The 21,783-nt window shown below is 61.8% G+C and carries 23 protein-coding genes; 11 read left to right on the top strand and 12 right to left on the bottom strand.

Going from position 1 to position 21,783, the window contains the following annotated elements; all coding sequences use genetic code 11:
* Window positions 1-14: 14 nt before the first annotated feature.
* A complete protein-coding gene (locus tag RLEG4DRAFT_RS37055) occupies window positions 15-863 on the bottom strand; it encodes a TIGR01459 family HAD-type hydrolase (RefSeq protein ID WP_003584510.1) in 849 nt (282 codons plus the stop codon).
* A 285-nt stretch (window positions 864-1,148) separates the two neighbouring features.
* Between RLEG4DRAFT_RS37055 and groES the strand changes: the two genes are divergently transcribed.
* From groES to RLEG4DRAFT_RS37040, 3 genes are all read left to right on the top strand, one after another.
* Complete coding sequence (gene groES, locus RLEG4DRAFT_RS37050; protein WP_003545797.1) at window positions 1,149-1,445, top strand: co-chaperone GroES; 297 nt, start codon at window positions 1,149-1,151, stop codon at window positions 1,443-1,445.
* A gap of 70 nt (window positions 1,446-1,515) precedes the next feature.
* The gene (gene groL, locus RLEG4DRAFT_RS37045) at window positions 1,516-3,159 is read left to right on the top strand and encodes a chaperonin GroEL (protein WP_003584509.1); all 1,644 of its coding nucleotides are present in this window, start codon (window positions 1,516-1,518) and stop codon (window positions 3,157-3,159) included.
* A gap of 611 nt (window positions 3,160-3,770) precedes the next feature.
* On the top strand, window positions 3,771-4,214 hold the full coding sequence (locus RLEG4DRAFT_RS37040; RefSeq protein WP_003584508.1) for a hypothetical protein: 444 nt from the start codon (window positions 3,771-3,773) through the stop codon (window positions 4,212-4,214).
* A gap of 274 nt (window positions 4,215-4,488) precedes the next feature.
* On the opposite strand, the gene RLEG4DRAFT_RS37035 is transcribed toward RLEG4DRAFT_RS37040, so the two are convergent.
* Window positions 4,489-5,199, bottom strand: coding sequence for a glutathione binding-like protein (locus RLEG4DRAFT_RS37035; RefSeq protein ID WP_003584507.1), 711 nt, complete (start codon window positions 5,197-5,199; stop codon window positions 4,489-4,491).
* A gap of 211 nt (window positions 5,200-5,410) precedes the next feature.
* On the opposite strand from RLEG4DRAFT_RS37035, the gene RLEG4DRAFT_RS37030 reads away from it, so the two are divergent.
* Window positions 5,411-5,833 (top strand): DoxX family protein, encoded by a 423-nt coding sequence (locus RLEG4DRAFT_RS37030; protein WP_003584506.1) that lies wholly within the window; start codon window positions 5,411-5,413, stop codon window positions 5,831-5,833.
* Window positions 5,834-5,903: 70 nt separating this feature from the next.
* On the opposite strand, the gene hisG is transcribed toward RLEG4DRAFT_RS37030, so the two are convergent.
* The 3 genes from hisG to hisS are packed head-to-tail and all read right to left on the bottom strand — an operon-like array spanning window position 5,904 to window position 9,283.
* Window positions 5,904-6,599, bottom strand: a complete 696-nt coding sequence (gene hisG / locus RLEG4DRAFT_RS37025; protein WP_003584505.1) for an ATP phosphoribosyltransferase — start codon at window positions 6,597-6,599, stop codon at window positions 5,904-5,906.
* On the bottom strand, window positions 6,596-7,717 hold the full coding sequence (locus RLEG4DRAFT_RS37020; RefSeq protein WP_003584504.1) for an ATP phosphoribosyltransferase regulatory subunit: 1,122 nt from the start codon (window positions 7,715-7,717) through the stop codon (window positions 6,596-6,598). The genes hisG and RLEG4DRAFT_RS37020 overlap by 4 nt, the downstream gene beginning before the upstream one ends.
* A gap of 42 nt (window positions 7,718-7,759) precedes the next feature.
* Window positions 7,760-9,283 carry a histidine--tRNA ligase gene (gene hisS / locus RLEG4DRAFT_RS37015; RefSeq protein WP_003584503.1) on the bottom strand — a complete coding sequence of 508 codons (1,524 nt, stop codon included), beginning with the start codon at window positions 9,281-9,283 and terminating at the stop codon, window positions 7,760-7,762.
* Between the two features lie 134 nt (window positions 9,284-9,417).
* Here hisS and RLEG4DRAFT_RS37010 point away from each other — a divergent pair, with 134 nt between their 5' ends.
* The 3 genes from RLEG4DRAFT_RS37010 to copM all read left to right on the top strand — a co-directional run bounded on the left by RLEG4DRAFT_RS37010 (window position 9,418) and on the right by copM (window position 11,055).
* Entirely contained in the window at window positions 9,418-10,173 is a 756-nt protein-coding gene (locus RLEG4DRAFT_RS37010; RefSeq protein WP_003584501.1) for a hypothetical protein, read from the top strand.
* A gap of 80 nt (window positions 10,174-10,253) precedes the next feature.
* Window positions 10,254-10,622: a hypothetical protein gene (locus RLEG4DRAFT_RS37005; protein WP_037094581.1), complete on the top strand. Its 369-nt coding sequence runs from the start codon at window positions 10,254-10,256 to the stop codon at window positions 10,620-10,622.
* A 76-nt stretch (window positions 10,623-10,698) separates the two neighbouring features.
* On the top strand, window positions 10,699-11,055 hold the full coding sequence (gene copM, locus RLEG4DRAFT_RS37000) for a CopM family metallochaperone (RefSeq protein WP_003584500.1): 357 nt from the start codon (window positions 10,699-10,701) through the stop codon (window positions 11,053-11,055).
* A 69-nt stretch (window positions 11,056-11,124) separates the two neighbouring features.
* Here the strand turns inward: copM and RLEG4DRAFT_RS36995 are convergent, their stop codons facing one another.
* Entirely contained in the window at window positions 11,125-12,174 is a 1,050-nt protein-coding gene (locus RLEG4DRAFT_RS36995; RefSeq protein WP_003584498.1) for an aldo/keto reductase, read from the bottom strand.
* Between the two features lie 232 nt (window positions 12,175-12,406).
* Between RLEG4DRAFT_RS36995 and RLEG4DRAFT_RS36990 the strand changes: the two genes are divergently transcribed.
* Window positions 12,407-13,114, top strand: a complete 708-nt coding sequence (locus tag RLEG4DRAFT_RS36990; protein ID WP_003584497.1) for an HAD family hydrolase — start codon at window positions 12,407-12,409, stop codon at window positions 13,112-13,114.
* Window positions 13,115-13,133: 19 nt separating this feature from the next.
* Here the strand turns inward: RLEG4DRAFT_RS36990 and RLEG4DRAFT_RS36985 are convergent, their stop codons facing one another.
* Both RLEG4DRAFT_RS36985 and RLEG4DRAFT_RS36980 read right to left on the bottom strand, forming a co-directional pair.
* A complete protein-coding gene (locus RLEG4DRAFT_RS36985) occupies window positions 13,134-13,640 on the bottom strand; it encodes a hypothetical protein (RefSeq protein ID WP_003584495.1) in 507 nt (168 codons plus the stop codon).
* On the bottom strand, window positions 13,637-14,266 hold the full coding sequence (locus tag RLEG4DRAFT_RS36980; RefSeq protein ID WP_003584494.1) for a DNA-3-methyladenine glycosylase I: 630 nt from the start codon (window positions 14,264-14,266) through the stop codon (window positions 13,637-13,639). The genes RLEG4DRAFT_RS36985 and RLEG4DRAFT_RS36980 overlap by 4 nt, the downstream gene beginning before the upstream one ends.
* 261 nt (window positions 14,267-14,527) lie before the next feature.
* Here RLEG4DRAFT_RS36980 and RLEG4DRAFT_RS36975 point away from each other — a divergent pair, with 261 nt between their 5' ends.
* The 3 genes from RLEG4DRAFT_RS36975 to RLEG4DRAFT_RS36965 all read left to right on the top strand — a co-directional run bounded on the left by RLEG4DRAFT_RS36975 (window position 14,528) and on the right by RLEG4DRAFT_RS36965 (window position 16,903).
* Complete coding sequence (locus RLEG4DRAFT_RS36975) at window positions 14,528-15,277, top strand: L,D-transpeptidase (protein WP_003584493.1); 750 nt, start codon at window positions 14,528-14,530, stop codon at window positions 15,275-15,277.
* Window positions 15,278-15,412: 135 nt separating this feature from the next.
* Window positions 15,413-16,105 (top strand): L,D-transpeptidase, encoded by a 693-nt coding sequence (locus RLEG4DRAFT_RS36970; protein WP_003584491.1) that lies wholly within the window; start codon window positions 15,413-15,415, stop codon window positions 16,103-16,105.
* Between the two features lie 123 nt (window positions 16,106-16,228).
* Window positions 16,229-16,903, top strand: a complete 675-nt coding sequence (locus tag RLEG4DRAFT_RS36965; protein ID WP_003584490.1) for an outer membrane protein — start codon at window positions 16,229-16,231, stop codon at window positions 16,901-16,903.
* A gap of 57 nt (window positions 16,904-16,960) precedes the next feature.
* On the opposite strand, the gene RLEG4DRAFT_RS36960 is transcribed toward RLEG4DRAFT_RS36965, so the two are convergent.
* The 4 genes from RLEG4DRAFT_RS36960 to RLEG4DRAFT_RS36945 form a co-directional block, all read right to left on the bottom strand.
* Entirely contained in the window at window positions 16,961-17,401 is a 441-nt protein-coding gene (locus RLEG4DRAFT_RS36960; protein ID WP_003584489.1) for a hypothetical protein, read from the bottom strand.
* A 39-nt stretch (window positions 17,402-17,440) separates the two neighbouring features.
* The gene (gene glcF / locus RLEG4DRAFT_RS36955; RefSeq protein ID WP_003584486.1) at window positions 17,441-18,751 is read right to left on the bottom strand and encodes a glycolate oxidase subunit GlcF; all 1,311 of its coding nucleotides are present in this window, start codon (window positions 18,749-18,751) and stop codon (window positions 17,441-17,443) included.
* Window positions 18,752-18,998: 247 nt separating this feature from the next.
* Entirely contained in the window at window positions 18,999-20,198 is a 1,200-nt protein-coding gene (glcE, locus tag RLEG4DRAFT_RS36950) for a glycolate oxidase subunit GlcE (RefSeq protein WP_003584484.1), read from the bottom strand.
* A complete protein-coding gene (locus RLEG4DRAFT_RS36945) occupies window positions 20,195-21,634 on the bottom strand; it encodes an FAD-linked oxidase C-terminal domain-containing protein (protein WP_003584482.1) in 1,440 nt (479 codons plus the stop codon). The genes glcE and RLEG4DRAFT_RS36945 overlap by 4 nt, the downstream gene beginning before the upstream one ends.
* Window positions 21,635-21,783 lie beyond the last annotated feature (149 nt).

The raw sequence follows: 21,783 nt of genomic DNA, 5'->3' as shown, positions 1-21,783 counted from the left end.
CGGCTGGCTTCTCTTTATGCAAGGCGTGGCATCCACCACTTCGGCGCGGCTTTTTCCCGATCGAGATAGGCGTTGAGGATAGCCTCGTCGGTCTCGCCGTTCAGGGTGTATTCCTTGGCGTGGATACCGCCGCTGATGTAGAGAAGGTCGAGGCCGTAATTCAAGGCGCCGCGCACGTCGGTCGGCATGCCGTCACCGATCGCCAACACCCGCTCCACGGGGAAATCGCCGCGAAGCTCGCGGGCAGCGGCCAGGGTCGCCTCATAGATCGGCCGATGCGGTTTTCCGGCGATGCGGGTGCTGCCGCCAAGTTGCTCGTAATAGGCGGCCATGGCGCCGGCGCAGGGGATGATGCGATGGCCGCGCTCGACGACGAGGTCGGGATTGGCGCAGATCATCGGCACTTCGCGGGCTTTGAACTCCAGCAGCATGTCGGTGTAATCCTCCGGCTTCTGCGTTTCGTCGTCGAAAAAGCCGGTGCAGACGAGCGATTGCGCTTCGCCGGCCGGCCGGCGCTCGATGTCGAGGCCGTCGAGCAGCGGGCTGTCGCGCTCGGGGCCGAGCAGAAAGACCGTCTTCGGCCCTTCGGCGATCAGCCGGCGGGTGACGTCGCCTGAGGTGACGATCCGGTCATAGGCGCTGTCGGGTACGCCGATCTGGCGCAGCTGCTCGACCACCTGCCAGGAAAGGCGCGGCGAATTGGTGATGAGGACGACGGCGACGCCGTTTGCGCGTGCTGCTTCAAGCGCAGCGGCTGCCTTTGGAAACGGATCGACGCCGTTGTGAACGACGCCCCAGACATCGCAGAGCACCACGTCATAATGACCTGTTATCTCCGAGAAGTTTTCTATCCGCTTGGCCATTCCGAATTCCCGATTTGCTGCAGTCCCCGGTGACATTGCAAAGGCGCAAGGCGATGGCAAGGCATTTTCTTTGCTGCCGGCCCAGCACACGGGGTTTCGGCGGCAATCTCCGCAATTCTCCGGCCTCTTCACAATTCCGGCGCAAAAATTCGTGATTGCTCTCATTGACTCCTCTCGGAGCCATCCCTAAATGCTCGTCGCTAGCACTCACCGCAAGGGAGTGCTAACATCTATCCATGTGGGCCGCTCCGGCCCGCGAATGTCATTCGATCGAGGGATTAGACAATGGCAAGCACCAACTTCCGCCCCCTTCACGACCGCGTCGTTGTTCGCCGCGTTGAGTCCGAAGCCAAGACCAAGGGTGGCATCATCATTCCCGATACCGCCAAGGAAAAGCCGCAGGAAGGCGAAATCGTCGCCGTCGGTTCCGGCGCTCGTGACGAGTCCGGCAAGGTCGTCGCACTCGACGTCAAGGCTGGCGACCGCATCCTGTTCGGCAAGTGGTCCGGCACCGAAGTCAAGATCGACGGCGAAGACCTTCTGATCATGAAGGAAGCCGACATTATGGGCATCATCGGCTGATCAGCCGCTGGCCTTTCCGACGTAGCCGACGGGTCCAGAACCCGGACACTCGAATTGAGGAGTTTCAATCATGGCATCTAAAGAAATCAAGTTTGGTCGTACCGCGCGCGAAAAGATGCTGCGTGGCGTCGACATTCTCGCCGATGCAGTCAAGGTAACGCTCGGCCCGAAGGGCCGTAACGTCATCATCGACAAGTCCTTCGGCGCTCCGCGCATCACCAAGGATGGCGTTTCCGTCGCCAAGGAAATCGAACTCGAAGACAAGTTCGAAAACATGGGCGCCCAGATGGTCCGCGAAGTTGCTTCGAAGACCAACGACATCGCCGGCGACGGCACCACGACTGCAACCGTTCTTGCCCAGGCGATCGTTCGCGAAGGCAACAAGGCCGTTGCAGCCGGCATGAACCCGATGGACCTGAAGCGCGGTATCGACCTCGCTGTTGCCGACGTCGTGAAGGATCTCCAGGCCAAGGCCAAGAAGATCTCCACCTCTGAGGAAGTTGCACAGGTCGGCACGATCTCGGCAAACGGCGACAAGCAGGTCGGCCTCGACATTGCTGAAGCCATGCAGAAGGTCGGCAATGAAGGCGTCATCACGGTTGAAGAAGCCAAGACCGCCGAAACCGAACTCGAAGTCGTCGAAGGCATGCAGTTCGACCGCGGCTACCTCAGCCCCTACTTCGTGACCAACCCGGAAAAGATGATCGCCGACCTCGAAGACGTCTTCATTCTCCTTCACGAGAAGAAGCTCTCGAACCTGCAGTCGATGCTTCCGGTTCTCGAAGCTGTCGTTCAGACCGGCAAGCCGCTCCTGATCATCGCTGAAGACGTCGAAGGCGAAGCTCTTGCAACGCTCGTCGTCAACAAGCTGCGCGGCGGCCTCAAGATCGCTGCCGTCAAGGCTCCGGGCTTCGGCGATCGCCGCAAGGCCATGCTTGAAGACATCGCGATCCTGACCGGCGGTACGGTCATCTCCGAAGACCTCGGCATCAAGCTCGAGAGCGTCACGCTCGACATGCTCGGCCGTGCGAAGAAGGTTTCGATCTCCAAGGAAAACACCACGATCGTCGACGGTTCGGGCGCCAAGTCCGACATCGAAGGCCGTGTTGCCCAGATCAAGGCCCAGATCGAAGAAACCACCTCCGACTACGACCGCGAGAAGCTGCAGGAACGTCTTGCCAAGCTCGCCGGCGGCGTTGCCGTCATCCGCGTGGGCGGCTCGACGGAAGTTGAAGTGAAGGAAAAGAAGGACCGCATCGACGACGCCCTCAACGCGACGCGCGCTGCCGTTCAGGAAGGCATCGTCCCCGGCGGCGGTATCGCTCTCCTGCGCTCCTCCACCAAGATCACCGTCAAGGGTGCAAACGACGACCAGGAAGCCGGCATCAACATCGTTCGCCGCGCCCTGCAGTCGCTCGTTCGTCAGATCGCTGAAAACGCAGGCGACGAAGCCTCGATCGTTGTCGGCAAGGTCCTCGACAAGAATGAAGACAACTACGGCTACAACGCCCAGACGTCCGAATTCGGCGACATGATCGCCATGGGTATCGTCGACCCGCTCAAGGTTGTCCGCACCGCGCTGCAGAACGCTGCTTCTGTCGCATCGCTGCTGATCACCACCGAAGCTATGATCGCCGAACTGCCGAAGAAAGAGTCGGCCGGCGGCGGCATGCCGGGCGGCATGGGCGGAATGGGCGGAATGGACATGATGTGATAGGCGAAAGCCTGCACTGATACCATTCCGGCATCCGGAACAGGAAGGGCGGCCCTCGGGTCGCCCTTTTCGTTTGTGCCCCTCCTTTCGCCCCAAGCGATTCGATCCGTTGCGCGCTATTTCATGCCGCGCACCCGTTTAACCGGCACGGCGTTGCCGGCGCCCGGCCGGAAGCTTTCGCGAAGCTTGCGTCGTCGCGTATTTTCCGTCGGCACAAACATGCGAGAAATCGCCGTGTGAAGACACGATTTGCGGCGCGACCCGCGGCAGAACCGTTCCAAAGCCCGCAAATTTGGTGTTTCCGCGCTGCTTCCCCGGGAAATACCATGAGGAGGCCGGCATCCGGGCACAAATGCCGATCCGAACACGCCCTAAAAAGCCGTTGCCGTTTGTCCAAAAGCTCCTATAAATCCGCGCTGCCATCGACGCGCCCGGCGATAACTCGCCATCTGACGGGCGTGGAAAGACGATTCGTGACGTTTCGCAAGCCTGATGGCCGCGGCAACGATCGCCGGTAAAAGCACGGGCATAAGGCCCGCTGCTGCGTGATTCTGTTTCTTTGTGTTTGTCGAGCGTGCGGCGGAGGAGCTGCATCCGAACGGGGGAACGCCTTGTTTAAGATCGCCAAAGCCAATGCAGCCGTCCCTTTGAAATCAGGCTCGCTGGACCACCAGAATCAAAATGACGAAATGGTGGCGCAGTTTTCCATTTCCGAAGCCTGGACCGGAGACCTGTCGAGCGGCATGCTCCGTCTCGGCGAATGGAGCGCCATGCTGCACGGCCTCTCCGCACAGGAATGCGGCCTCCTAAGCCTCATCCGCTGCTACGACGCCAAGGACCGCGGCCACATATTGGAGCTGTTCGAGCAGGCGGCAACACTCTGCTCCTCCTTCTGTTTTTCGACGACGATCATCATGCCGAACCGCTTGCGCCAGCCGCTTTTCTGCATGGGCGAGTCGAGCGGGCTCGAAGAGAAATACAGCGGCAGCCTGGCCGGCGTCTTCATCTTTCCGCGCTTCAAGCTCGAAGGCGCAAGCCACACAAGCCGGCGATAGGCCGCTCCCAAGGGGAGTTTCAGTTTGAGATTGCTCACGGATTCGGGCCCAAAAAAGCTGCCCCTCACCCTAACCATACCCTAACCATCTCCCCGTTTTGACGGGGAGAGGGGACGTGCCACACGAGAAGTTGGCGAGAGAGACAGAGAGGTCGCGGCTATTCCCCTTCGCCCCGCAGGCGGGGAGAAGGTCGCGGCAGCCGGATGAGGGGCTGATCTCGCCGATCTCCTGGGGCCAGGATGGCGCGTGACATTCCTGCTCTTATCTCCGTCCGCTACTCCGGCTTGACGGGTATGTTCAGGCCCCTGGCGCTGGCCGGGCGGGCGATGCAGCGCTGCAGCCAGTCCATGACGGCGGGAAATTTCGCATAGTCGAGAACCTCGCGGCCGCCATAGAAGATGTCGGCGCCGCGAACCCAGGTGAAGGTGGTGATGTCGGCGATCGTATATTGATCGCCCATGATCCATTGACGCCCTTTCAGCCGGTCTTCGAGCACACCGAGCAGGCGTTTGGATTCGTCGCGATAGCGCTCCACCGGATAGGAATTATTGGCGACCTTATCGGCGGCGAACTTGTAGAAGTGGCCGAACTGGCCAAACATCGGACCGATCCCGGCCATCTGGAAAAACACCCACTGGATGCAGTCGTAGCGGCCGGCGGCATCCTCAGGGATGAGCTTGCCGGTTTTTTCGGCGAGATAAAGCAGGATGGCGCCGGATTCGAAAAGGCCGATCGGTTTACCATCCGGTCCGTTCGGGTCGATAATCGCCGGAATGCGGCCGTTCGGGTTGAGAGATGCGAATTCCGGTGACTTCTGCTCGTTCTCGGCGAAGGAAATATAATGCGGCTCATAGGCGAGCCCGAGCTCTTCGAGGGCGACCGATACCTTCACCCCATTCGGGGTCTGCAGGGAATAGAGCTGGATGATGTCGGGATTTTTCGCCGGCCAGCGCGCCGTGATCGGAAATGCGGACAGATCTGCCATCGGATTCTCCTTGTTATCAGCCGACCATAAAAGACCGGCTTCGTGAAAGGCAAGCGACGACGGCAGGTCATCGTTTCATATTATTGAACGAACTGTCCGCGTTCGTTTATCTATCCATAACGCGAGGAAAAGGCGACATAGGTGGCATACGAGGTCCAACAGGTGCCGGGGCACCAAGATCTCCACGGTCCTTCAAACGGAGACAGCATCCATGTCGAACAATGTCATCATCCTGATTGCCCGCATTCTTCTTTCCTTCATGTTCATCCTTTCCGGCTTCATGAAGCTGACCGATCCTGCCGGTACTGCGGGCATGATCGCCGGTGCCGGCCTGCCGGCAGCAACCCTGTTGGCCTATGTCGCAGGTCTTTTCGAACTGCTGGCCGGCCTTGCTGTTCTCACAGGCTTCCAGGTCCGCATTGTCGGCTGGCTGCTCGCCGGCTTCTGTGTCTTCACGGCCGTTGCCTTCCATCTGCCCTACGCAAGCGGCGCGGAACTCGTGAATATTCTCAACCAGATCATGGTCATGAAGAACATCACGCTGGCCGGCGCGTACATACTGCTCGCCGCCGTCGGTGCCGGTGCCTATTCGATCGACGCACGCCGTGGTCTGCAGGCCGTCGCTGCCCGCTAATTCCATCTCCTCCCAAACACGCAAACCCCGCCGTCTCGTGACGGCGGGTTTTGCATGTTCAACAAGCTGATCAGAGAACCGAGCGGACAGCCTCGATAATCGCCGCGACCGTCGGCGTATCGACATGTGTATCCTTGCGGGCGCGCACCAGGCAGGCCTGCGAATGCAGGATGATGCCGTCCTGGAGCACCTTCAGGTGGTTGGCGCGCAGGGTCGAACCGGTGGAGGTGATATCGACGATGATGTCGGCCGAGCCGGAGGCGGGAGCGCCCTCGGTGGCGCCGAGGCTCTCGACGATGCGATAAAGCTGGATGCCGTGCTGGCTCGAAAAGAACTGCTGGGTCAGGCGCCAGTATTTGGTGGCGATGGCCAGGCGCCTCGAGTGGCGGGCGCGGAAATCGGCGGCCACATCGCCGAGATCGGCCATGGTCTCGACATCGAGCCAGATCTCGGGCACGGCGACGACGACATCGGCATGGCCGAAGCCGAGGCGGGCGCAGAATTCGACGCGTTTGTCGACTTCGGCAAAACCCTCCCGCATCAGATCCTCGCCAGTGACGCCGAAATCGACGGTACCGTTGCCGAGTTCGCGGGAGATTTCGGAAGCCGAGAGGAAGGCCACTTCGAGATCGTCCCAGCCTTCTACACGGCCGCGATAGGAGCGGTCGTTGCCGACTGCGGAGATCCGCATGCCGGCGCGCTCGAAGATCTCCGAGGCCTCGTCCTTCATCCTGCCCTTGGAGGGAAGCGCGATGGTGATGGTCATGCGGCTACCCTTTCGGTTTCGATGCGGTCGAGCCAGAAGGAAAAGCCGACGGCCGGAATGCGGTCGGTTGCACCGAGGAAAGTCAGGAGCCTATCGAAACGGCCACCACCGGCCAGAACCGCGGTCGAACCCTCAACCGTTACCTCGAAGACGAGGCCGGTGTAATAATCGAGCGGCCGTCCGAAGGCGGCGCGATAGTCGAGGCAGGAAAGATCGACCCCGGCATCGGCAAGGGCAGCGACCCGACCGTTGAAGCGCGAGAGCGCATTGCCGAGTTTCAGGCCGGCTGCATCGGCAAAACCGGCCAGTGCTGCGGACGCGTTGACGAGCGGCACGTCGAGCGACAGGAACTCTTCCAGCACATGGAAAGCCGCGTCGTCGAGGCGCGTTTCGGAGAGGATGAGCTTTTCCTTGAGACGCCGGGCGATCTCCAACGGCGAGCGGCTCGCATTTGTGGAATAACCGGTCGCCTGCATTTCCTGCTCGAGATGGGAGACCAGCGCCTGCTCGTCACCTGAGGCGACAAGCCTGGCAATATCGTCGTCCAACCCCGTGACGAATTGCGGGCTGACGAGACCGGCGAGCAGCGCTTCCAGCTGCGTCATGTTGCCGAAGGCGTGGATCAGACGCTTCTGCCAGCCGAGCGGCAGGCCGAGCGCCTGGACAACCGCCTCGAACACCGCCTGGTCACCCAGCGTCACCGACAGGCGCCGACCGGGCAGCAGCCGGGCGAGAATGCCGGTGGCATCGCTGATGGCGCGGGCGTCGGCGCTCGGTATGTTGATATCACCGAGATCCTCGATGCCGGCCTGATAGAATTCATTGGCGCCGTCGCGGCGTTGGCGGAAAACCTCGCCGAGATAGGCGTAACGCTTCGGCGTGCCGGTTGCGGTCTCGATGTGGCGCAGACAGACGGGGATGGTAAATTCGGGACGCAGGCAGAGGCTGGCGCCGGTTTCGCTCTCCGTCATGAAGATGCGGCGGCGCAGATCCTCGCCGGCAATGTCGAGGAAAGGCTCGGCCGGCTGAATGACCGGCGTATCGATGCGCTCGGCCTTGCGGTCGTCGAACTCCGCCAGCAGGTCAGCGGCGAATTCGGGGAGGTTGATCAGGGGCATAGCGAGCTCCGAACAATAGCCGAAGGTGCCGGAAAGGATGTCTCAGACATCGCCGCCCGCCCTCTTCCGATCCTCCGCCTGCGCGGCAAGGATTTCCCTCACCTTGGCGACGAGGTCGGCTTCCGGCACCGTTTCCTGCGCCACGCGGGCTTCGCGCCAGCTGGCATTGTCCTCGATTTCGCCGGAAAGCCGCTTGCCTTCGATCAGATCCTTGATCTGCACCACGCCGGTTGCGCGCTCGTCGCCGCCCTGGATGATGGCGACGGGGCAGCCGCGGCGGTCGGCATATTTCAGCTGGTTGCCGAATTTCTTCCAGTTGCCCTGGAACATCTCGGCGCGGATGCCGGCGGCGCGCAGCTGCTGCGTCATCTTCTGATAACGGCCCATCGCCTCGGAATCGCCGTCCATGACGGTGACCAGCACCGGCTCGATGACCGCGCTGGCGCCGAGCTTGCCGAGGTTCTTCAGCGCCGTCATCAGACGGGAGACGCCGATCGAAAAACCGGTCGCCGGCACCGGTTGGCCCATGAAGCGGGAGACGAGGCCATCATAACGGCCGCCGCCACCAATCGAGCCGAAGACGACCTTTTCGCCCTTTTCGTTGGTGACGTCGAAGCTGAGTTCGGCCTCGTAGACCGGGCCGGTATAATATTCGAGGCCGCGCACGACCGAGGGATCGATCTTGATGCGATCGGACTGGTAGCCGGCGCTGGCAACCAGCGCGCCAATGAAGTTCAGTTCGTCGACGCCCTCGACACCCTTCGACGTTCCGGCAACGAGTTCGGCCAGGCGTGCAGCACTTTCGGCATAATCCTTGATGCCGACGAAGAACAACACCTTGTCAATCTGTTCCTGGTTCAGCCCGGCGCCCTTCGTGAAGTCGCCGGATTCATCCTTGCGGCCGGGACCGAGCAGCAGGGCTACGCCTTCCGGGCCGAACTTGTCGAGCTTGTCGATGGCGCGCAGCACGTTGAGCCGCTGGCCCGCCTTGTCGTCGCCGCCGAGGCCGATCGCTTCCAGCACGCCATCCAGGACCTTGCGGTTGTTGATGCGGATGACATAGTCGCCGCGCTTGATGCCGAGCGCTTCAAGCGTATCGGCCATCATCATGCACATTTCGGCATCTGCCTGAACACCAGGCGCGCCGACGGTATCGGCATCGAACTGCATGAACTGGCGGAAACGGCCAGGGCCTGGCTTCTCATTGCGGAAGACGTAACCGGCGCGATAGGTGCGGTAGGGAAGCTGGATCTCGTTGAAGTTCTCGGCGACATGGCGGGCGAGCGGCGCCGTCAGGTCGTAACGCAGCGACATCCATTGCTCGTCGTCGTCCTGCAGCGAGAAGACGCCCTCGTTCGGACGGTCGCTGTCGGGCAGGAACTTGCCGAGCGCATCGGTATATTCGAACAGCGGCGTTTCGAGCGGATCGAAACCATAATGCTCATAGACTTCCCGGATCTTTGCCGTCATCTCATTGACGGCGCGGATATCGTCGGCCATGCGGTCGACGAAGCCGCGCGGCAGGCGGGCCTTGAGCTTTTGCGGTTTCTTCTGCTTGTCGTTCATTTCCGGGAATTCCGCTGACTGTGACAGTGGCGGTTTCCTAGCGGATTGGGCGGGGAGCGGCAAGGGCGAAGGGTCTTGAAGCCGTAAGCAGACTCGATTGAAGCAAAGGCGTCCATCAGAATGCGGATATGCTCATGATCACCGAGGCGCTTCTCTATGCCGCGACATTGCCGCTGACCGGCAAGCCCTATCGTAAATTCATCCGCTATTCCGTCAATCTCTGGTCACGAGCCGGGCGCTGTGGGGCGGATTGGGCCGAACATGAGACGATGAGCAGCAATGCGATCCGTGCGGCAACGGCCGATCTCCGGCAGAAGCGTACCGCCGTCGTGCTCGGCTCAGGCCTGCTGCGTGATGTGCCGATCAAGGAACTGGCGCGCGATTTCGATACCGTCGTGCTGGTCGATCTCGTTCACCTCGCCTCTGTGCGCCTGTGGCTTGCCGTCAAAGGCTATCGCAATGTGCGGCTGATCGAGCGCGATCTCTCCGGTTACGACGATCTTGCCGCCGGCCGTGAGCCCGAACCGCTCGGCTTCCTGCGGTCGGTGCCCTATCTCGATTTCGTGGTTTCGGCCAATCTCCTGTCGCAGATCGGCCGCGGCGTGAAACGTCGTTTTGAGGCCGAGCCCGGCCGCATGCCGGCGGATACCGTGGAAAGGCTGATCGCGGCGCATCTGGCCGGGCTTTCTGAGATACCCTGCCGCCATTGCCTGGTGACCGACATCGCCTATGACGTCATCGACCGCAACGGCAAAACGCATGAAGAGGCCGACCTGCTGCACAGCGTTTCGCCGCCGCCCGCAAAAGCGGCCTGGACATGGCCGGTCGCGCCGCTCGGCGAAGAGAGCCGGGATTACCGGATCGAGCACAAGGTCATTGCCGCCTGGTAAGAGGCAATGACGATGTCGTCACCGAATGTTCACCGTCGGCCGGATTGGCTTGCGGTCGGCATTCCCCTATATGAAATACCATGCGCACGCTTGCTCTCATCACGATGGTTCTCAGCTGGCTGGTCTATAGCGCCATGTCCGCCTCGGCGGGCTGTCCGACTTGTGCGTCGATGAATGCACCGGTGACCGCCGAGAGCGGCGGCATGCACCACGCGATGGCTGGCATGGATATGCCGGAAGGGGCAGGCAAGACTACGCCCCTGAAAGATCCCTGCGCAGGTGCAAACTCCGCGCATATGCCGCTTTGCGCCGCCTGTCTTCTGCTGCCGCCGGCGATTTCCGTGGCAGACAATGCAAAACCTGCTTTCGCTTATCCCGCGCCGGCGCCTGTCCGCGCGCTGGATGACAACAGGCCTGCTCCACAAGCGCGCCCTCCCCGATTTGCCTGACATCGCATCCGTCCATGCAGAATGAGCGGCCCCGGTCGCTTCATAAACCTATTGTCAGACAGAGGAAGGAACTCTCATGTCTCTGAAAATCATCACGCTCACCGCAATGCTCGCTATCGCCGCCCCCGCTCTTGCCGAGGACAAGCCCATGGATATGAGCAAGCCGATGGGCAGCCACGACGCGGCCAGCCACGCCTTCAGCGAGGCGAACGCCAAGATGCACAAGGATATGATGATCGAATATAGCGGCGATGCCGATAAGGATTTTGTCCGCGGCATGATCCCGCACCATCAGGGCGCGATCGACATGGCGAAGATCGAGCTCCAATACGGCAAGGATCCAGAAATCCGCAAACTCGCCGAAGGGGTGATCAAGGCGCAGGAAGCTGAGATCGCCGAGATGAACGCCTGGCTTAAGGCCCACGGCAAGTAGTCACTCGTCTGAAAAAGAACGCCGGAGCTATCCGGCGTTCTCCCGCAGCAATGCTGTTCGATCTGTCGATTAATCCTTCGCCTCGAAATCCGCCGGACGGCGGCCGGCGGCCTGGCGCGATAACATCCAGCCTGGATATTCGGGGGCCAACGCGCTCACCTCGTCGAGCCTCGTCATATCCTCTTCATCGAGCTTCAGCTTGACCGCGGCAAGGTTCTGGTCGAGCTGGTCGACCCGCTTGGCGCCGATGATAACCGTCGTGACGAAAGGCTTGGCAAGGATATAGGCGAGCGCCACGGTGGCGACGCTGACGCCGTGTTTTTCGGCGACCTCGCGCATGACGGCGACGCAGGCCCAGGCCCTGTCCTTATCGACCGGCGGGAAGTCGAAACTGGCGCGGCGACCCTCGCCGTTGCCGGGGGCGCCGGGACCATATTTGCCGGAGAGCAGACCGCCGGCGAGCGGCGACCAGACCATCAGGCCGAGCTTTTCCTCCTGCATCATCGGCACGATGTCGCGTTCGAGATCGCGGCCGGCGATGGAATAATAGGCCTGTACCGTCTCGAACCGGGCAAAGCCGCGGCGTTCGGAGAGGCCGAGCGCCTTGGAAATACGCCAGGCCTGCCAGTTGGAGACGCCGATATAACGCACGAGGCCACGGGAAACGAGATCGTCGAAGGCGCGCAGCGTCTCCTCGATCGGCGTCACCGTGTCCGTCGCGTGGATCTGATAAAGGTCGATATGATCGGTCTGCAGGCGTTTGAGGCTCGCCTCGACGGAATCCATGATGTGGCCGCGCGAGGCGCCGCGGTCGTTCGGCTTGTCGCCCATGGCGCCATAGACCTTGGTGGCGATGACGACGTCCTTGCGGGGCACGTCGAGGTTTTTCAGTGCCTGGCCGAGCAGCCTTTCGGACTCGCCGGATGAATAGACGTCGGCCGTATCGATGAAATTCACGCCTGAGGCAAGCGAACGCTCGACGATCCGGTCGGCGGCATTCTGGTCGACATCGGCGATGGCGCCCCACATGCTGCCCTGTTTGGCTTCGCCGAAGGTCATGGTGCCGAGGCAGAGTTCCGAGACGAAAAGTCCCGTATTTCCGAGCTGATTGTAACGCATGGTCGAAAAAATCCTTTGTGTCTGCCGCAAGAAGGGCTTGCGAACCGAAGAACTTCATTTTTTGATTATTGGCCTGCGCGTGACAGGCACAGCCGTGGCTGGCTGCAGGGTGAGGCACACTCGATTTAGTGCGGCGGCAGCGTTTTTCAACGCCGCGCCGTGCCGAAGCCGACGCCCTTGTCTCGACACAGGCGGCCGATAGATTTCCGCTCATATTTCAAGAGGTACGCATATGACGACGCGACCACTGACCACGATCGGCTTCGATGCCGACGACACGCTCTGGCAGAACGAACAATATTACCGGCTGACGGAAGCGCATTTCACCGGGCTTCTTGCCGATTTCGCCGAAGGGCCGAAGATATCCGAGCGGCTGCTGGAGGCGGAAAAACGCAACCTTCGCCATTACGGCTTCGGCATCAAGGGTTTTACGCTATCGATGATCGAAACGGCGATCGAGATCACCGAAGGCAAGATTCCCGCCAGCGTGATCGCCAAGATCCTCGATACCGGCCGCGACCTTCTTTCCCATCCGGTCGAAACCATGCCGCATGTGCGCGACACGCTGGAGGCGCTCGCCGGTAAATACCTGCTTGTCATGATCACCAAGGGCGATCTGTTCGACCAGGAGCGCAAGCTCGCCCAATCCGGGCTCGGCGATTTCTTCGATGCCGTCGAGATCGTCTCCGACAAAACGGCCGTCACCTATCGCCGCATCTTTGCCAAGGTCGGCGACGGGCCGGAGCGGGCGATGATGGTCGGCAATTCGCTGAAATCCGACATCGTGCCGGCGATCGCCGCCGGCAGCTACGGCGTCTTCGTGCCACATGAACTCACCTGGGTGCTGGAACATGTGGACGAACCGACGGAGGCGCCGCGTTTCCGCAAGATCGGCCATCTCGGCGAATTGCGCGACCTGATCGACCGGCTCGCATCATAGGCGAGGCCGTTCGCCCGCCTTATTGCTCTTTGGCAGGCGCCTTCGGGAATAGCGACGGGCGCTCCGGCTCGGCCGGCGGCTGCGGCTGTTTCGGGGCAACGGCCAAAGGCTCGATCAGGATGCTGAAGGGGGCGCCGAGGCCGCGGCGCGGCGACACCTTGGAATAATAGGGGCGCAACAGCCAGGTGGTGTTTTCCTTGACCGTCGTCTCGAAGCTCGTGCCGTCCTCGTCGGTGCCGAAAAAAGCCTCGTCATCCGGCTTCGACAGGTCGAAGATCGCCAGGAAGGCGAACTTGCTCTTGGTGGCAAAGCTTATCTTCACGTGCTGGCCGGCACGCACCGGCAGCGTATAGACATGACTGTTGCCGAATTTCGTCCAGTCCTTGAGCTGCATGGTGACGGCCGGGAACTGCAACTTCTCCAGCTTTTCACCCGGATCGAGCTGCGGCGTCTGCGCAATGGCGGAGACCGTCAGGAAGAACAGGGCAGCAGCGGTGGTCATTGTTCTCACGAATTGATCTTTCATGGTCGAACCAGGGTAGCGCGCATCGTCTCGACCTCGGGCCGGCAGAAGCAGCCCTCCAGGTGATCGTTGACGAGACCCATCGCCTGCATAAAAGCATAAACTGTGGTCGGGCCGACAAAGGTCCAGCCGCGCTTCTTGAGATCCTTCGAAATGATGACCGAGGTCGGCGTCGTCGGATTGGCGACTATATGCTCACGGTCGACCACTGCCGGCCGCTCGTTATGGCCCGGCTCGTAGCGCCAGAAATAATGGGCGAGCGAGCCGAATTCGTCTCTCAGCGCAATGGCGCGCCTGGCATTGTTGATGGTGGAGACGATCTTGCCGCGATGGCGGATGATGCCGGCATCGGCAAGGCAGCGAGCAACATCCTCATCGCCAAAAACGGCAACCTTTTCGAAATCGAAGCCGGCAAAAGCAGCGCGGAAGTTGTCGCGCTTGCGCAGGATCGTCAGCCAGGAAAGACCGGACTGGAAGCCTTCGAGGCAGATCTTCTCGAACAGGCGAATGTCGTTGGTGACCGGGCGGCCCCATTCCTCGTCATGATAGCGGAGATAATCCGGCAGATTGGCGTGCCAGTGGCAACGGCTCCTGCCGTCCTCGCCGATGATGATGCCTGTCTCGCTCATGTCTGCTTCATTCCCGGGTCCGTCTGTTCGCCGGTCCGCTTCGTTTTCCGGTCATGATTCCGGCTTTACCATTTGCAAACCGTCTTTCCAAACCGAACGGTAACCCTGACGAAAAGTTTATCCGGCCGGTCGGCTTTTCACGATTCGATCTTTACCATTCGCTGGCGGATAGGGTGGCAGCGTCTTTCCCGGCGGAACATCTCCGCCCAGGCGGACATGTCCCGCCAGCCCATTTTCGGTCATTTGTAGAGAGTTCGTCCGATGATGAAACAGCTTGTTCTTGCCGCAGCCCTGTTCGGCATTTTCTCCGCGGCCGCCCTTGCCGACGACCGCTACGCCACCCGTCCGCCCGTCGTGCTCAGCCCCGATCTGACCGCGCCATGGATCAACCAGCTGGGCGGCGGTACGGTTCGTCCGGTCGTCTACCAGCGGCCGGTTATCCAGCCGCAGCAACGCGGCCTCTTCCAGCGCCGTATCGTGCGCCGGGCGCCGCAGGCAGCCCCGCAGACCGTGTCGGCGATCAATCCCGGCATTCCGGCGATCCGCCATCCGATCGAACCGCAATTCCTGCCGCAGATGGTCGATTACGACACCCAAGAAAAACCCGGCACGATCGTCATCGATACCAACAACCGCTTCCTCTATCTGGTGATGGACGGCGGCAAGGCGCGGCGTTACGGCGTCGGCGTCGGCAAGCCGGGCTTCGAATGGGCCGGTGCCCACAAGATCACCCGCAAGCAGGAATGGCCGGACTGGACGCCGCCTTCCGAAATGATCAGCCGCGAAGCCGCCAAGGGCCACTACCTGCCGGCGCGGATGGACGGCGGCGCGGAAAACCCGCTCGGCGCCCGCGCCATGTATCTCGGCTCGACGCTCTACCGCATCCATGGCACCAACGCGCCCTGGTCGATCGGCAGCGCCGTCTCCTCCGGCTGCATCCGCCTGCGCAACGAAGACGTCGTCGACCTCTATGACCGCGTCAGCGTCGGAACCCGCGTCATCGTCATGTAATGGTGGCGCAATTACATCGGGAGCCGCAAGAACAGGCGGCTCCACTCTCCAAAATTGCTTTATCCGGCGACGCCGATCTTGAATCGGGCAGAAGTTCATGTAGCTTCGGGCGGATTTGCTTGAGGGGAATCGATCATGATCAAATTGATGCCGGGTCTGGCTGCGGCCGGACTTGTCCTGTCCTTGATGTCTACATCAGCCTTGGCTGCACCCGCCGGCTCTACTCCTGACAGCGCGCAGCGCCCGGCACAGGTCGTGCGTGTCGCGCAGATGCCGAAATACGTGAAGCCGGAATTCAAGCGCAAGAAAGTGCGCCTGGTGACGACGGAAGCGGCAGGCACCGTCATTATCGATACCAACAACAAATATCTCTATCTCATCGAGGGCAACAACCGCGCCACCCGCTACGGCATCGGCGTCGGCCGCGACGGCTTCGGCTGGTCGGGCGTCGTCAAGATCGGGCGCAAGGCCGAATGGCCGGCATGGACGCCGCCGGCCGAGATGCGCCGCCGCGAAGCCGCCAAGGGCCACATCATTCCCGCCTATCAGGAAGGCGGCGAGGACAATCCGCTCGGCGCCCGCGCCATGTATCTCTACCAGGGCGGCCGCGACACCATCTTCCGTATCCACGGCACCAACCAGCCCTGGACGATCGGCCTCAACATGTCCTCCGGCTGCATCCGGATGATGAACGAAGACGTGACGCATCTTTACGATCGCGCGCCTGTCGGCACCAAAGTGATCGTCATCGGCCCCGGCAATCGGCAGGGCAACGTCGCGTTCGAGGACAGGGGTATCGACGTGCTGCGCACGCTTTTCGGCGGCTGAGCAACACTTTAGAAAAAAATGATAGGCGCTTTTCGTCGCGCCTTTTATTTTTCTTAGACTTTGCGGCGGAAAGCTGGCACACCAGCCTTAGAGTCGACATATTTGCAATATCGGGGCTATTCAATGACATATGGGCTGCGCTCGTCCGTTTCCCTGCTTGCGGGCATCGCATTTTTCACGATCTGTTCGGCAGCCTCCGCCTCGGCGGAAGACCTGCAGTTCTCCATTTACGGCGGCTATCAGACGGCACCGCACAGCGGCGTCGATCTCTCCGACGGCACGCATTTCACCGCTGGCTGGGAAGGCAAGTCCTTCGGCAGCCCGCCTTACTACGGCGGCCGCGTCACCTGGTGGCTGGAGAATTTCAACAAGCCGAACTGGGGTATTTCGCTCGATTACACCCATGACAAGGTCTACGCCGACGACGATACGCTCGCCAAGACCGGCTGGTCGCATTTCGAGTTCACCGACGGCCTGAACCTGCTCACCGTGAACGGTCTTTATCGCTTCCAGGATCCGACCCGCCGCTGGACGCCCTATCTCGGCGCCGGTGTCGGCGTGAACATTCCGCATGTCGAAGTGATTCGCCCTGAAGGCAAGACCTGGGCCTATGAATTCGGCGGCGTGACGCTGCAGGCTCAGGCCGGCGTCGACTTCAAGGTGACCGATCGCTGGTCGACCTTCGTCGAATACAAGGGCACCTATTCGCGCGTCGACGTTCCGATCGACAGCGGCGTGGACCTGAAGACCAACATCTTCACCAATGCCGTCAACGTCGGCGTATCGTTCCACTGGTAATTGAATCGAGCGCCGCGCGTCCGATTGGAGCGCGGCGCTATCGACTTGGCTTTTGCTTTATTTCGTGCCGCAGCTGACCTTGCCCTCGACGGCATAGGGTTTTTCGCCACCTTCGATTGTCAGGGAATAGGTGCCGCTGAAATTTGCGGCCGTCTTGCCGCGTTCGCCGGCAACCACCACCAGATCGAGCGTTGCCCCACCAGTATCGTCTTCACCCCCGTCGACGACTTCCATCAGCAGCTCACCATCCCGCGACCAATGGTTGGTCAGGTGCTGCGATTCGAACACGCGTTTTCCGAACGTCCTCGATTGGGCGGCATCCTTCACAACAAGTGCGCCGCGAAAATGGTTGAGCTTGTGGCCGGCACCGCTGGTGAAACCACTTTCGAGCGTGAAGCGCGCTTGCGTGTCATCGGCGGAACAGAAAAAACGGCTGTCGGCATGGGCGGCGCCCGCCGCACCGAGCAGTCCAGCAAATACGATCATTCCCCGCCACATCGTCTAAACTCCCGAGACCGGCCCGATGGGCCTTTCACGTCAGCCTAACGGTAAATCTCTTAATTTTTCCGGCACAGCACCGCCATAAGCCCAGTCGAGCAGCTCGACCGTATGCAGGATCGGCATGCCGGTGCCAGTGGCGATCTGGGTGATGCAACCGATATTGCCGGTGGCGATGACATCGGCCTTGGTGGCTTCGATGTTCTTGACCTTGCGTGCCTTCAGTGCCGCCGAGATTTCCGGCTGCATGATGTTATAGGTGCCGGCCGAGCCGCAGCAGAGATGACCTTCGGCGGGATCACGCACGGTAAAACCGGCCGCCTTCAGCAATTGCTTCGGCGCCAGCGTGATGCGCTGGCCGTGCTGCATCGAACAGGCGGAGTGATAGGCGACGGTAACGCCCCTCGGCATATGCGCCGGCAGCTCGATCGTTGCGAGATATTCGGTCACGTCCTTGGCGAGTGCCGAGACCCTCGCCGCTTTTGCGGCATATGCGGGTTCGAGGCGCAGCATATGGCCGTAGTCCTTGATCGTCGTGCCGCAGCCAGAGGCGGTGATGATGATCGCATCGAGCCCCTGCCCGTCGATCTCGCGCGTCCAGACATCGACATTGGCCCGGGCGCTGGCGAGCGCCTGTTCGGCGCGCCCCATGTGATGAACCAGCGAACCGCAGCAGACCTCGCCTTCCGGCAACACGACCTCGACACCGAGCCGGGTCAGCAGCCGGATCGCCGCCGCATTGATGCCGGGGTCGAGTACCGGCTGGGCACAGCCGGAAAGCATGGCGACACGGCCGCGCCGTTCCGTCTCGGGCGGGTAGCTGCCGGGTTTTGCGAAATCTGAAACAGCGGGGATGCGACGCGGCGCGAGCGCCAGCATGGCGGCAAAGGGTTTGAGTGCCGCCCCGCGCATCAGGCCGGCAAAGGGCCGGCCGAGGCGGGCGAGCTTGAGCGCCAGGCGAAAACGGCCGGGATAGGGCAGCACCGCGGCAAGGATGGCGCGCGTCAGCCGGTTCATCAGCGGCCGCTTGTAGGTCTTTTCAATATGGGCGCGGGCGTGATCGACCAGGTGCATATAATCGACGCCCGACGGACAGGTGGTGACGCAGGCAAGGCAGGAGAGACAGCGGTCGATATGGGTGACGACCTCGGCATCGGCCGGCCGGCCGTTTTCCAGCATGTCCTTGATCAGGTAGATCCGGCCGCGCGGGCTGTCGAGCTCGTTGCCGAGCGTCACATAGGTGGGACAGGTGGCGGTGCAGAAACCGCAATGGACACATTTGCGCAGGATCTGCTCGGATTCGGCGACATGGGGATCAGCGAGTTGGGCCGGGGTGAAGTTGGTTTGCATCTAGCGGGGCCTCCGCTTTGGGAGGATGTCGGGAGTTGAGTGTGTGGCACCCCCCTCTGTCCTGCCGGCCATCTCCCCCACAAGGGGGGAGATCAGATAGGCGCAACGGTTTCTCCAAACAACGACCGTGGAAATACTTCGATACGGTAAAGAGGGACCGGTGATCCAACCTCTTGCCAATCTCCCTCCTTGTGGGGGAGATGTCCGGCAGGACAGAGGGGGGTAACCCGCACACAAACTCATCTCTTCACCCCATCTTCCCCGGATTGAAGATCCCCGCCGGATCGAACTTCTCCTTCACCCGCCGCGACAACATCGCCACCGCCTCGGGCTCGGGATGAAACGCCGCAGTCACCGCCCTCGCCTGCTCCGACGCCCGGATCAGCGTCGCATGGCCGCCGCCGAGTGCCTTGATGAAGCGGCGGACCAGCTCGGCTTCGGGGCCCGCCTCCATGCGCATCCAGACGAGACCGCCCTGCCAATCATAGAAGGCGTCGACGCCGGCTTCGAGGCGCAGGGCTGCGACCAGTTGATGACCGGTGCCGGGGGCGACCGAGACGCGCCAGACCGGGCGCGTCGTGCCATCGGCATAGGGCAGCACGTCGCGGATTTCCTGCCAGAGCCTGCGGCTTTCCGGCTGCTCCAGCCGGGTGACCGTCGCAAAGGCCGACATGGACGCTACCAACTTTTCGATGCGCACGTCGACCGAGCCCGGCAGACCTTCGATGCGCAGAACCGTCGCCTCGCCCTCCGGCAATTTGCCGGAGAGGAATTTCCACGTCACCGTCAGCGGCAGGTGGGCGGCACCGGAGACTTCGACCGGCAGCGCCATCGCCGCCGCCATGGCGTTGGCCGCCTCGGCGTCGTTGAGGCCGGAGAGAACCACCGTCTGTTCCGTCTTCGGGCGCGGCGGCACCCGGAAGGTGACTTCGGTGAGGAAACCCAGCGTGCCATGCGAGCCGGCGATCAGCTTGACCAGATCGAGGCCGGTGACATTCTTCATCACCCGGCCGCCGGCTCTGATAATTTCGCCCTTGCCATTGACGAAACGGACTCCGAGCAGGCTGTCGCGGGCAGCGCCGGCAATGAGCCGACGCGGGCCGGAGACATTGGCGGCAAAGACGCCGCCGATGGTCGGCTCGCCCGACCTGCGCATCACAGGGCGGTGATCCATCGGCTCGAAGGCGAGCATCTGGCCGTTTTCGGTCAGCACCGCCTCGACCTCGGCAAGCGGCGTACCCGATCGCACTGTCATGACCATTTCGCCCGGATTGTAGGCGACGATGCCGGAAAGCCTGGTCGATCGAAGCCGGTCTTCTGATGCAACGGCATTGCCGAAACCCGAGCGTGTATCGCCGCCACAGACCGCGAGCGGCCGGTTCGTCTCTGCATGTGAGAGGACGATCGCCGCCGCCTGTTCCTCGCTGGTCGGCATCAGATCGATCATGCGGCGGGGCGCCCTTCGAGCGGGAAGACTTTCGACGGATTGAGGAGCCAGCCGGGATCGAAGGCAGCGCGCGCCGCCATCTGCTGGGCGAGGTCGGCCTCGGAATACTGATGCCGCATCAGATCGCGCTTCTCGATCCCGACGCCATGTTCGCCGGTGAGGCAGCCGCCGGCATCGACGCAGAGTTTTAGGATATCGTTGCCGGCGGCCTCGGCGCGGGCGGCATCCTCAGGATCGTTGGCGTTGAACAGGATCAGCGGATGCATGTTGCCGTCGCCGGCATGGAAGACGTTGGCGACCCTGAGGCCGTAATGATCGATGATCTCGGCAGTCCTCTTCAGCACGTGCGACAGCTGGCTGAGCGGCACGGTGCCGTCCATGCAGATATAATCGGCGATGCGGCCGGTGGCGCCGAAGGCGGATTTACGGCCCTTCCAGATCAGCGCCGCCTCGGTCGCCGACTGGCACTCGCGCACCGTCTTGACACCGTGCCGGCGGGCGATCTCGACAATGTCCTTCAGCATGGCGTCCATTTCCGCTTCCGAGCCTTCGACCTCGACGATCAAAAGCGCGCCGACATCGAGGGGGTAGCCGGCATGGGCAAAGGCTTCGCAGATCTCGATTGCCGGCTTGTCCATGAATTCGATCGCCACGGGCACGATGCCGGCGGCGATGACATCGGCAACGCAGGCGCCTGCCTCTTCCGACGTTTCGAAGCCGAAGAGCACGGGGCGCGCGCCTTCCGGCTTGGCGATCAGCCGCACCGTTGCCTCGGTGACGATGCCGAGCTGGCCCTCGTGGCCGCAGACGAGGCCGAGCAGGTCATAACCTGCCGCATCCAGCGCCTTGCCGCCGAGTTCGATCACCGTGCCGTCGACCAGCACCATCTTGACGCCGAGCAGATTGTTGGTGGTGACCCCGTATTTCAGGCAATGGGCGCCGCCGGAATTCATGCCGATATTGCCGCCGATGGTGCAGGCGAGCTGCGAACTCGGATCGGGTGCGTAGAAAAAGCCGTCCGCCGACACGGATTCGGAAATATTGAGATTGGTGACGCCGGCCTGAACCACGGCGACGCGATTGGGCAGATCGATTTCGAGGATACTGTTCATCTTCGACAGGCCGAGCACGACCGCATCCTCCTGCGGAATGGCGCCGCCGGAAAGCGATGTGCCGGCGCCGCGCGGCACGACGGGAATGCCGTAGCGGTGGCAATACCGCATGATCGCCGAAACCTCGGCCGTGGTGCGCGGCAAAGCGACGGCGAGCGGCAGGCGGCGATAGGAGACGAAGGCGTCGGTCTCGAACGGCACCAGCTCGCGCGGCTCATGGATCAGGCATTCCGGTGGCAGAAGATCGGTCAGATCGGCGACGATCTGGGAGCGCCGCGCAAGGACATCGGCGCGCGGCGCGAGAAACGAAATGGCGTCGGACATGGCGTTCTCCCTGGCCTCTGATATTCGGAAATGACGACAGGAAATGACAGTGAAACCGGCCGCGAACCTCCCCGCCGCCGATGAACCGGCTTAGCACTTTCCCGAAACTGGCGCAAATGCTAAGCACTTATGCCAAAAGGGGAAAGAGT

This window comes from Rhizobium leguminosarum bv. trifolii WSM2297 (genome assembly GCF_000271845.1).
This window is presented reverse-complemented; position numbering and strand designations above follow the sequence as displayed.

Coding starts and splice junctions, on each gene's coding strand:
- RLEG4DRAFT_RS37035 (WP_003584507.1), bottom strand. CDS start 5,199: ATGGCAGATCTGTCCGCATTTCCGATCACGGCGCGCTGGCCGGCGAAA.
- RLEG4DRAFT_RS37020 (WP_003584504.1), bottom strand. CDS start 7,717: ATGCCCCTGATCAACCTCCCCGAATTCGCCGCTGACCTGCTGGCGGAG.
- groL (WP_003584509.1), top strand. CDS start 1,516: ATGGCATCTAAAGAAATCAAGTTTGGTCGTACCGCGCGCGAAAAGATG.
- RLEG4DRAFT_RS36980 (WP_003584494.1), bottom strand. CDS start 14,266: ATGAGCGAGACAGGCATCATCATCGGCGAGGACGGCAGGAGCCGTTGC.
- hisS (WP_003584503.1), bottom strand. CDS start 9,283: ATGAACGACAAGCAGAAGAAACCGCAAAAGCTCAAGGCCCGCCTGCCG.
- RLEG4DRAFT_RS36960 (WP_003584489.1), bottom strand. CDS start 17,401: ATGTGGCGGGGAATGATCGTATTTGCTGGACTGCTCGGTGCGGCGGGC.
- RLEG4DRAFT_RS37030 (WP_003584506.1), top strand. CDS start 5,411: ATGTCGAACAATGTCATCATCCTGATTGCCCGCATTCTTCTTTCCTTC.
- RLEG4DRAFT_RS36990 (WP_003584497.1), top strand. CDS start 12,407: ATGACGACGCGACCACTGACCACGATCGGCTTCGATGCCGACGACACG.
- RLEG4DRAFT_RS37010 (WP_003584501.1), top strand. CDS start 9,418: ATGATCACCGAGGCGCTTCTCTATGCCGCGACATTGCCGCTGACCGGC.
- RLEG4DRAFT_RS36970 (WP_003584491.1), top strand. CDS start 15,413: ATGATCAAATTGATGCCGGGTCTGGCTGCGGCCGGACTTGTCCTGTCC.
- RLEG4DRAFT_RS36985 (WP_003584495.1), bottom strand. CDS start 13,640: ATGAAAGATCAATTCGTGAGAACAATGACCACCGCTGCTGCCCTGTTC.
- hisG (WP_003584505.1), bottom strand. CDS start 6,599: ATGACCATCACCATCGCGCTTCCCTCCAAGGGCAGGATGAAGGACGAG.
- glcE (WP_003584484.1), bottom strand. CDS start 20,198: ATGATCGATCTGATGCCGACCAGCGAGGAACAGGCGGCGGCGATCGTC.
- groES (WP_003545797.1), top strand. CDS start 1,149: ATGGCAAGCACCAACTTCCGCCCCCTTCACGACCGCGTCGTTGTTCGC.
- RLEG4DRAFT_RS36975 (WP_003584493.1), top strand. CDS start 14,528: ATGATGAAACAGCTTGTTCTTGCCGCAGCCCTGTTCGGCATTTTCTCC.
- RLEG4DRAFT_RS37005 (WP_037094581.1), top strand. CDS start 10,254: ATGCGCACGCTTGCTCTCATCACGATGGTTCTCAGCTGGCTGGTCTAT.
- RLEG4DRAFT_RS36995 (WP_003584498.1), bottom strand. CDS start 12,174: ATGCGTTACAATCAGCTCGGAAATACGGGACTTTTCGTCTCGGAACTC.
- glcF (WP_003584486.1), bottom strand. CDS start 18,751: ATGCAAACCAACTTCACCCCGGCCCAACTCGCTGATCCCCATGTCGCC.
- RLEG4DRAFT_RS37055 (WP_003584510.1), bottom strand. CDS start 863: ATGGCCAAGCGGATAGAAAACTTCTCGGAGATAACAGGTCATTATGAC.
- RLEG4DRAFT_RS36945 (WP_003584482.1), bottom strand. CDS start 21,634: ATGTCCGACGCCATTTCGTTTCTCGCGCCGCGCGCCGATGTCCTTGCG.
- RLEG4DRAFT_RS36965 (WP_003584490.1), top strand. CDS start 16,229: ATGACATATGGGCTGCGCTCGTCCGTTTCCCTGCTTGCGGGCATCGCA.
- copM (WP_003584500.1), top strand. CDS start 10,699: ATGTCTCTGAAAATCATCACGCTCACCGCAATGCTCGCTATCGCCGCC.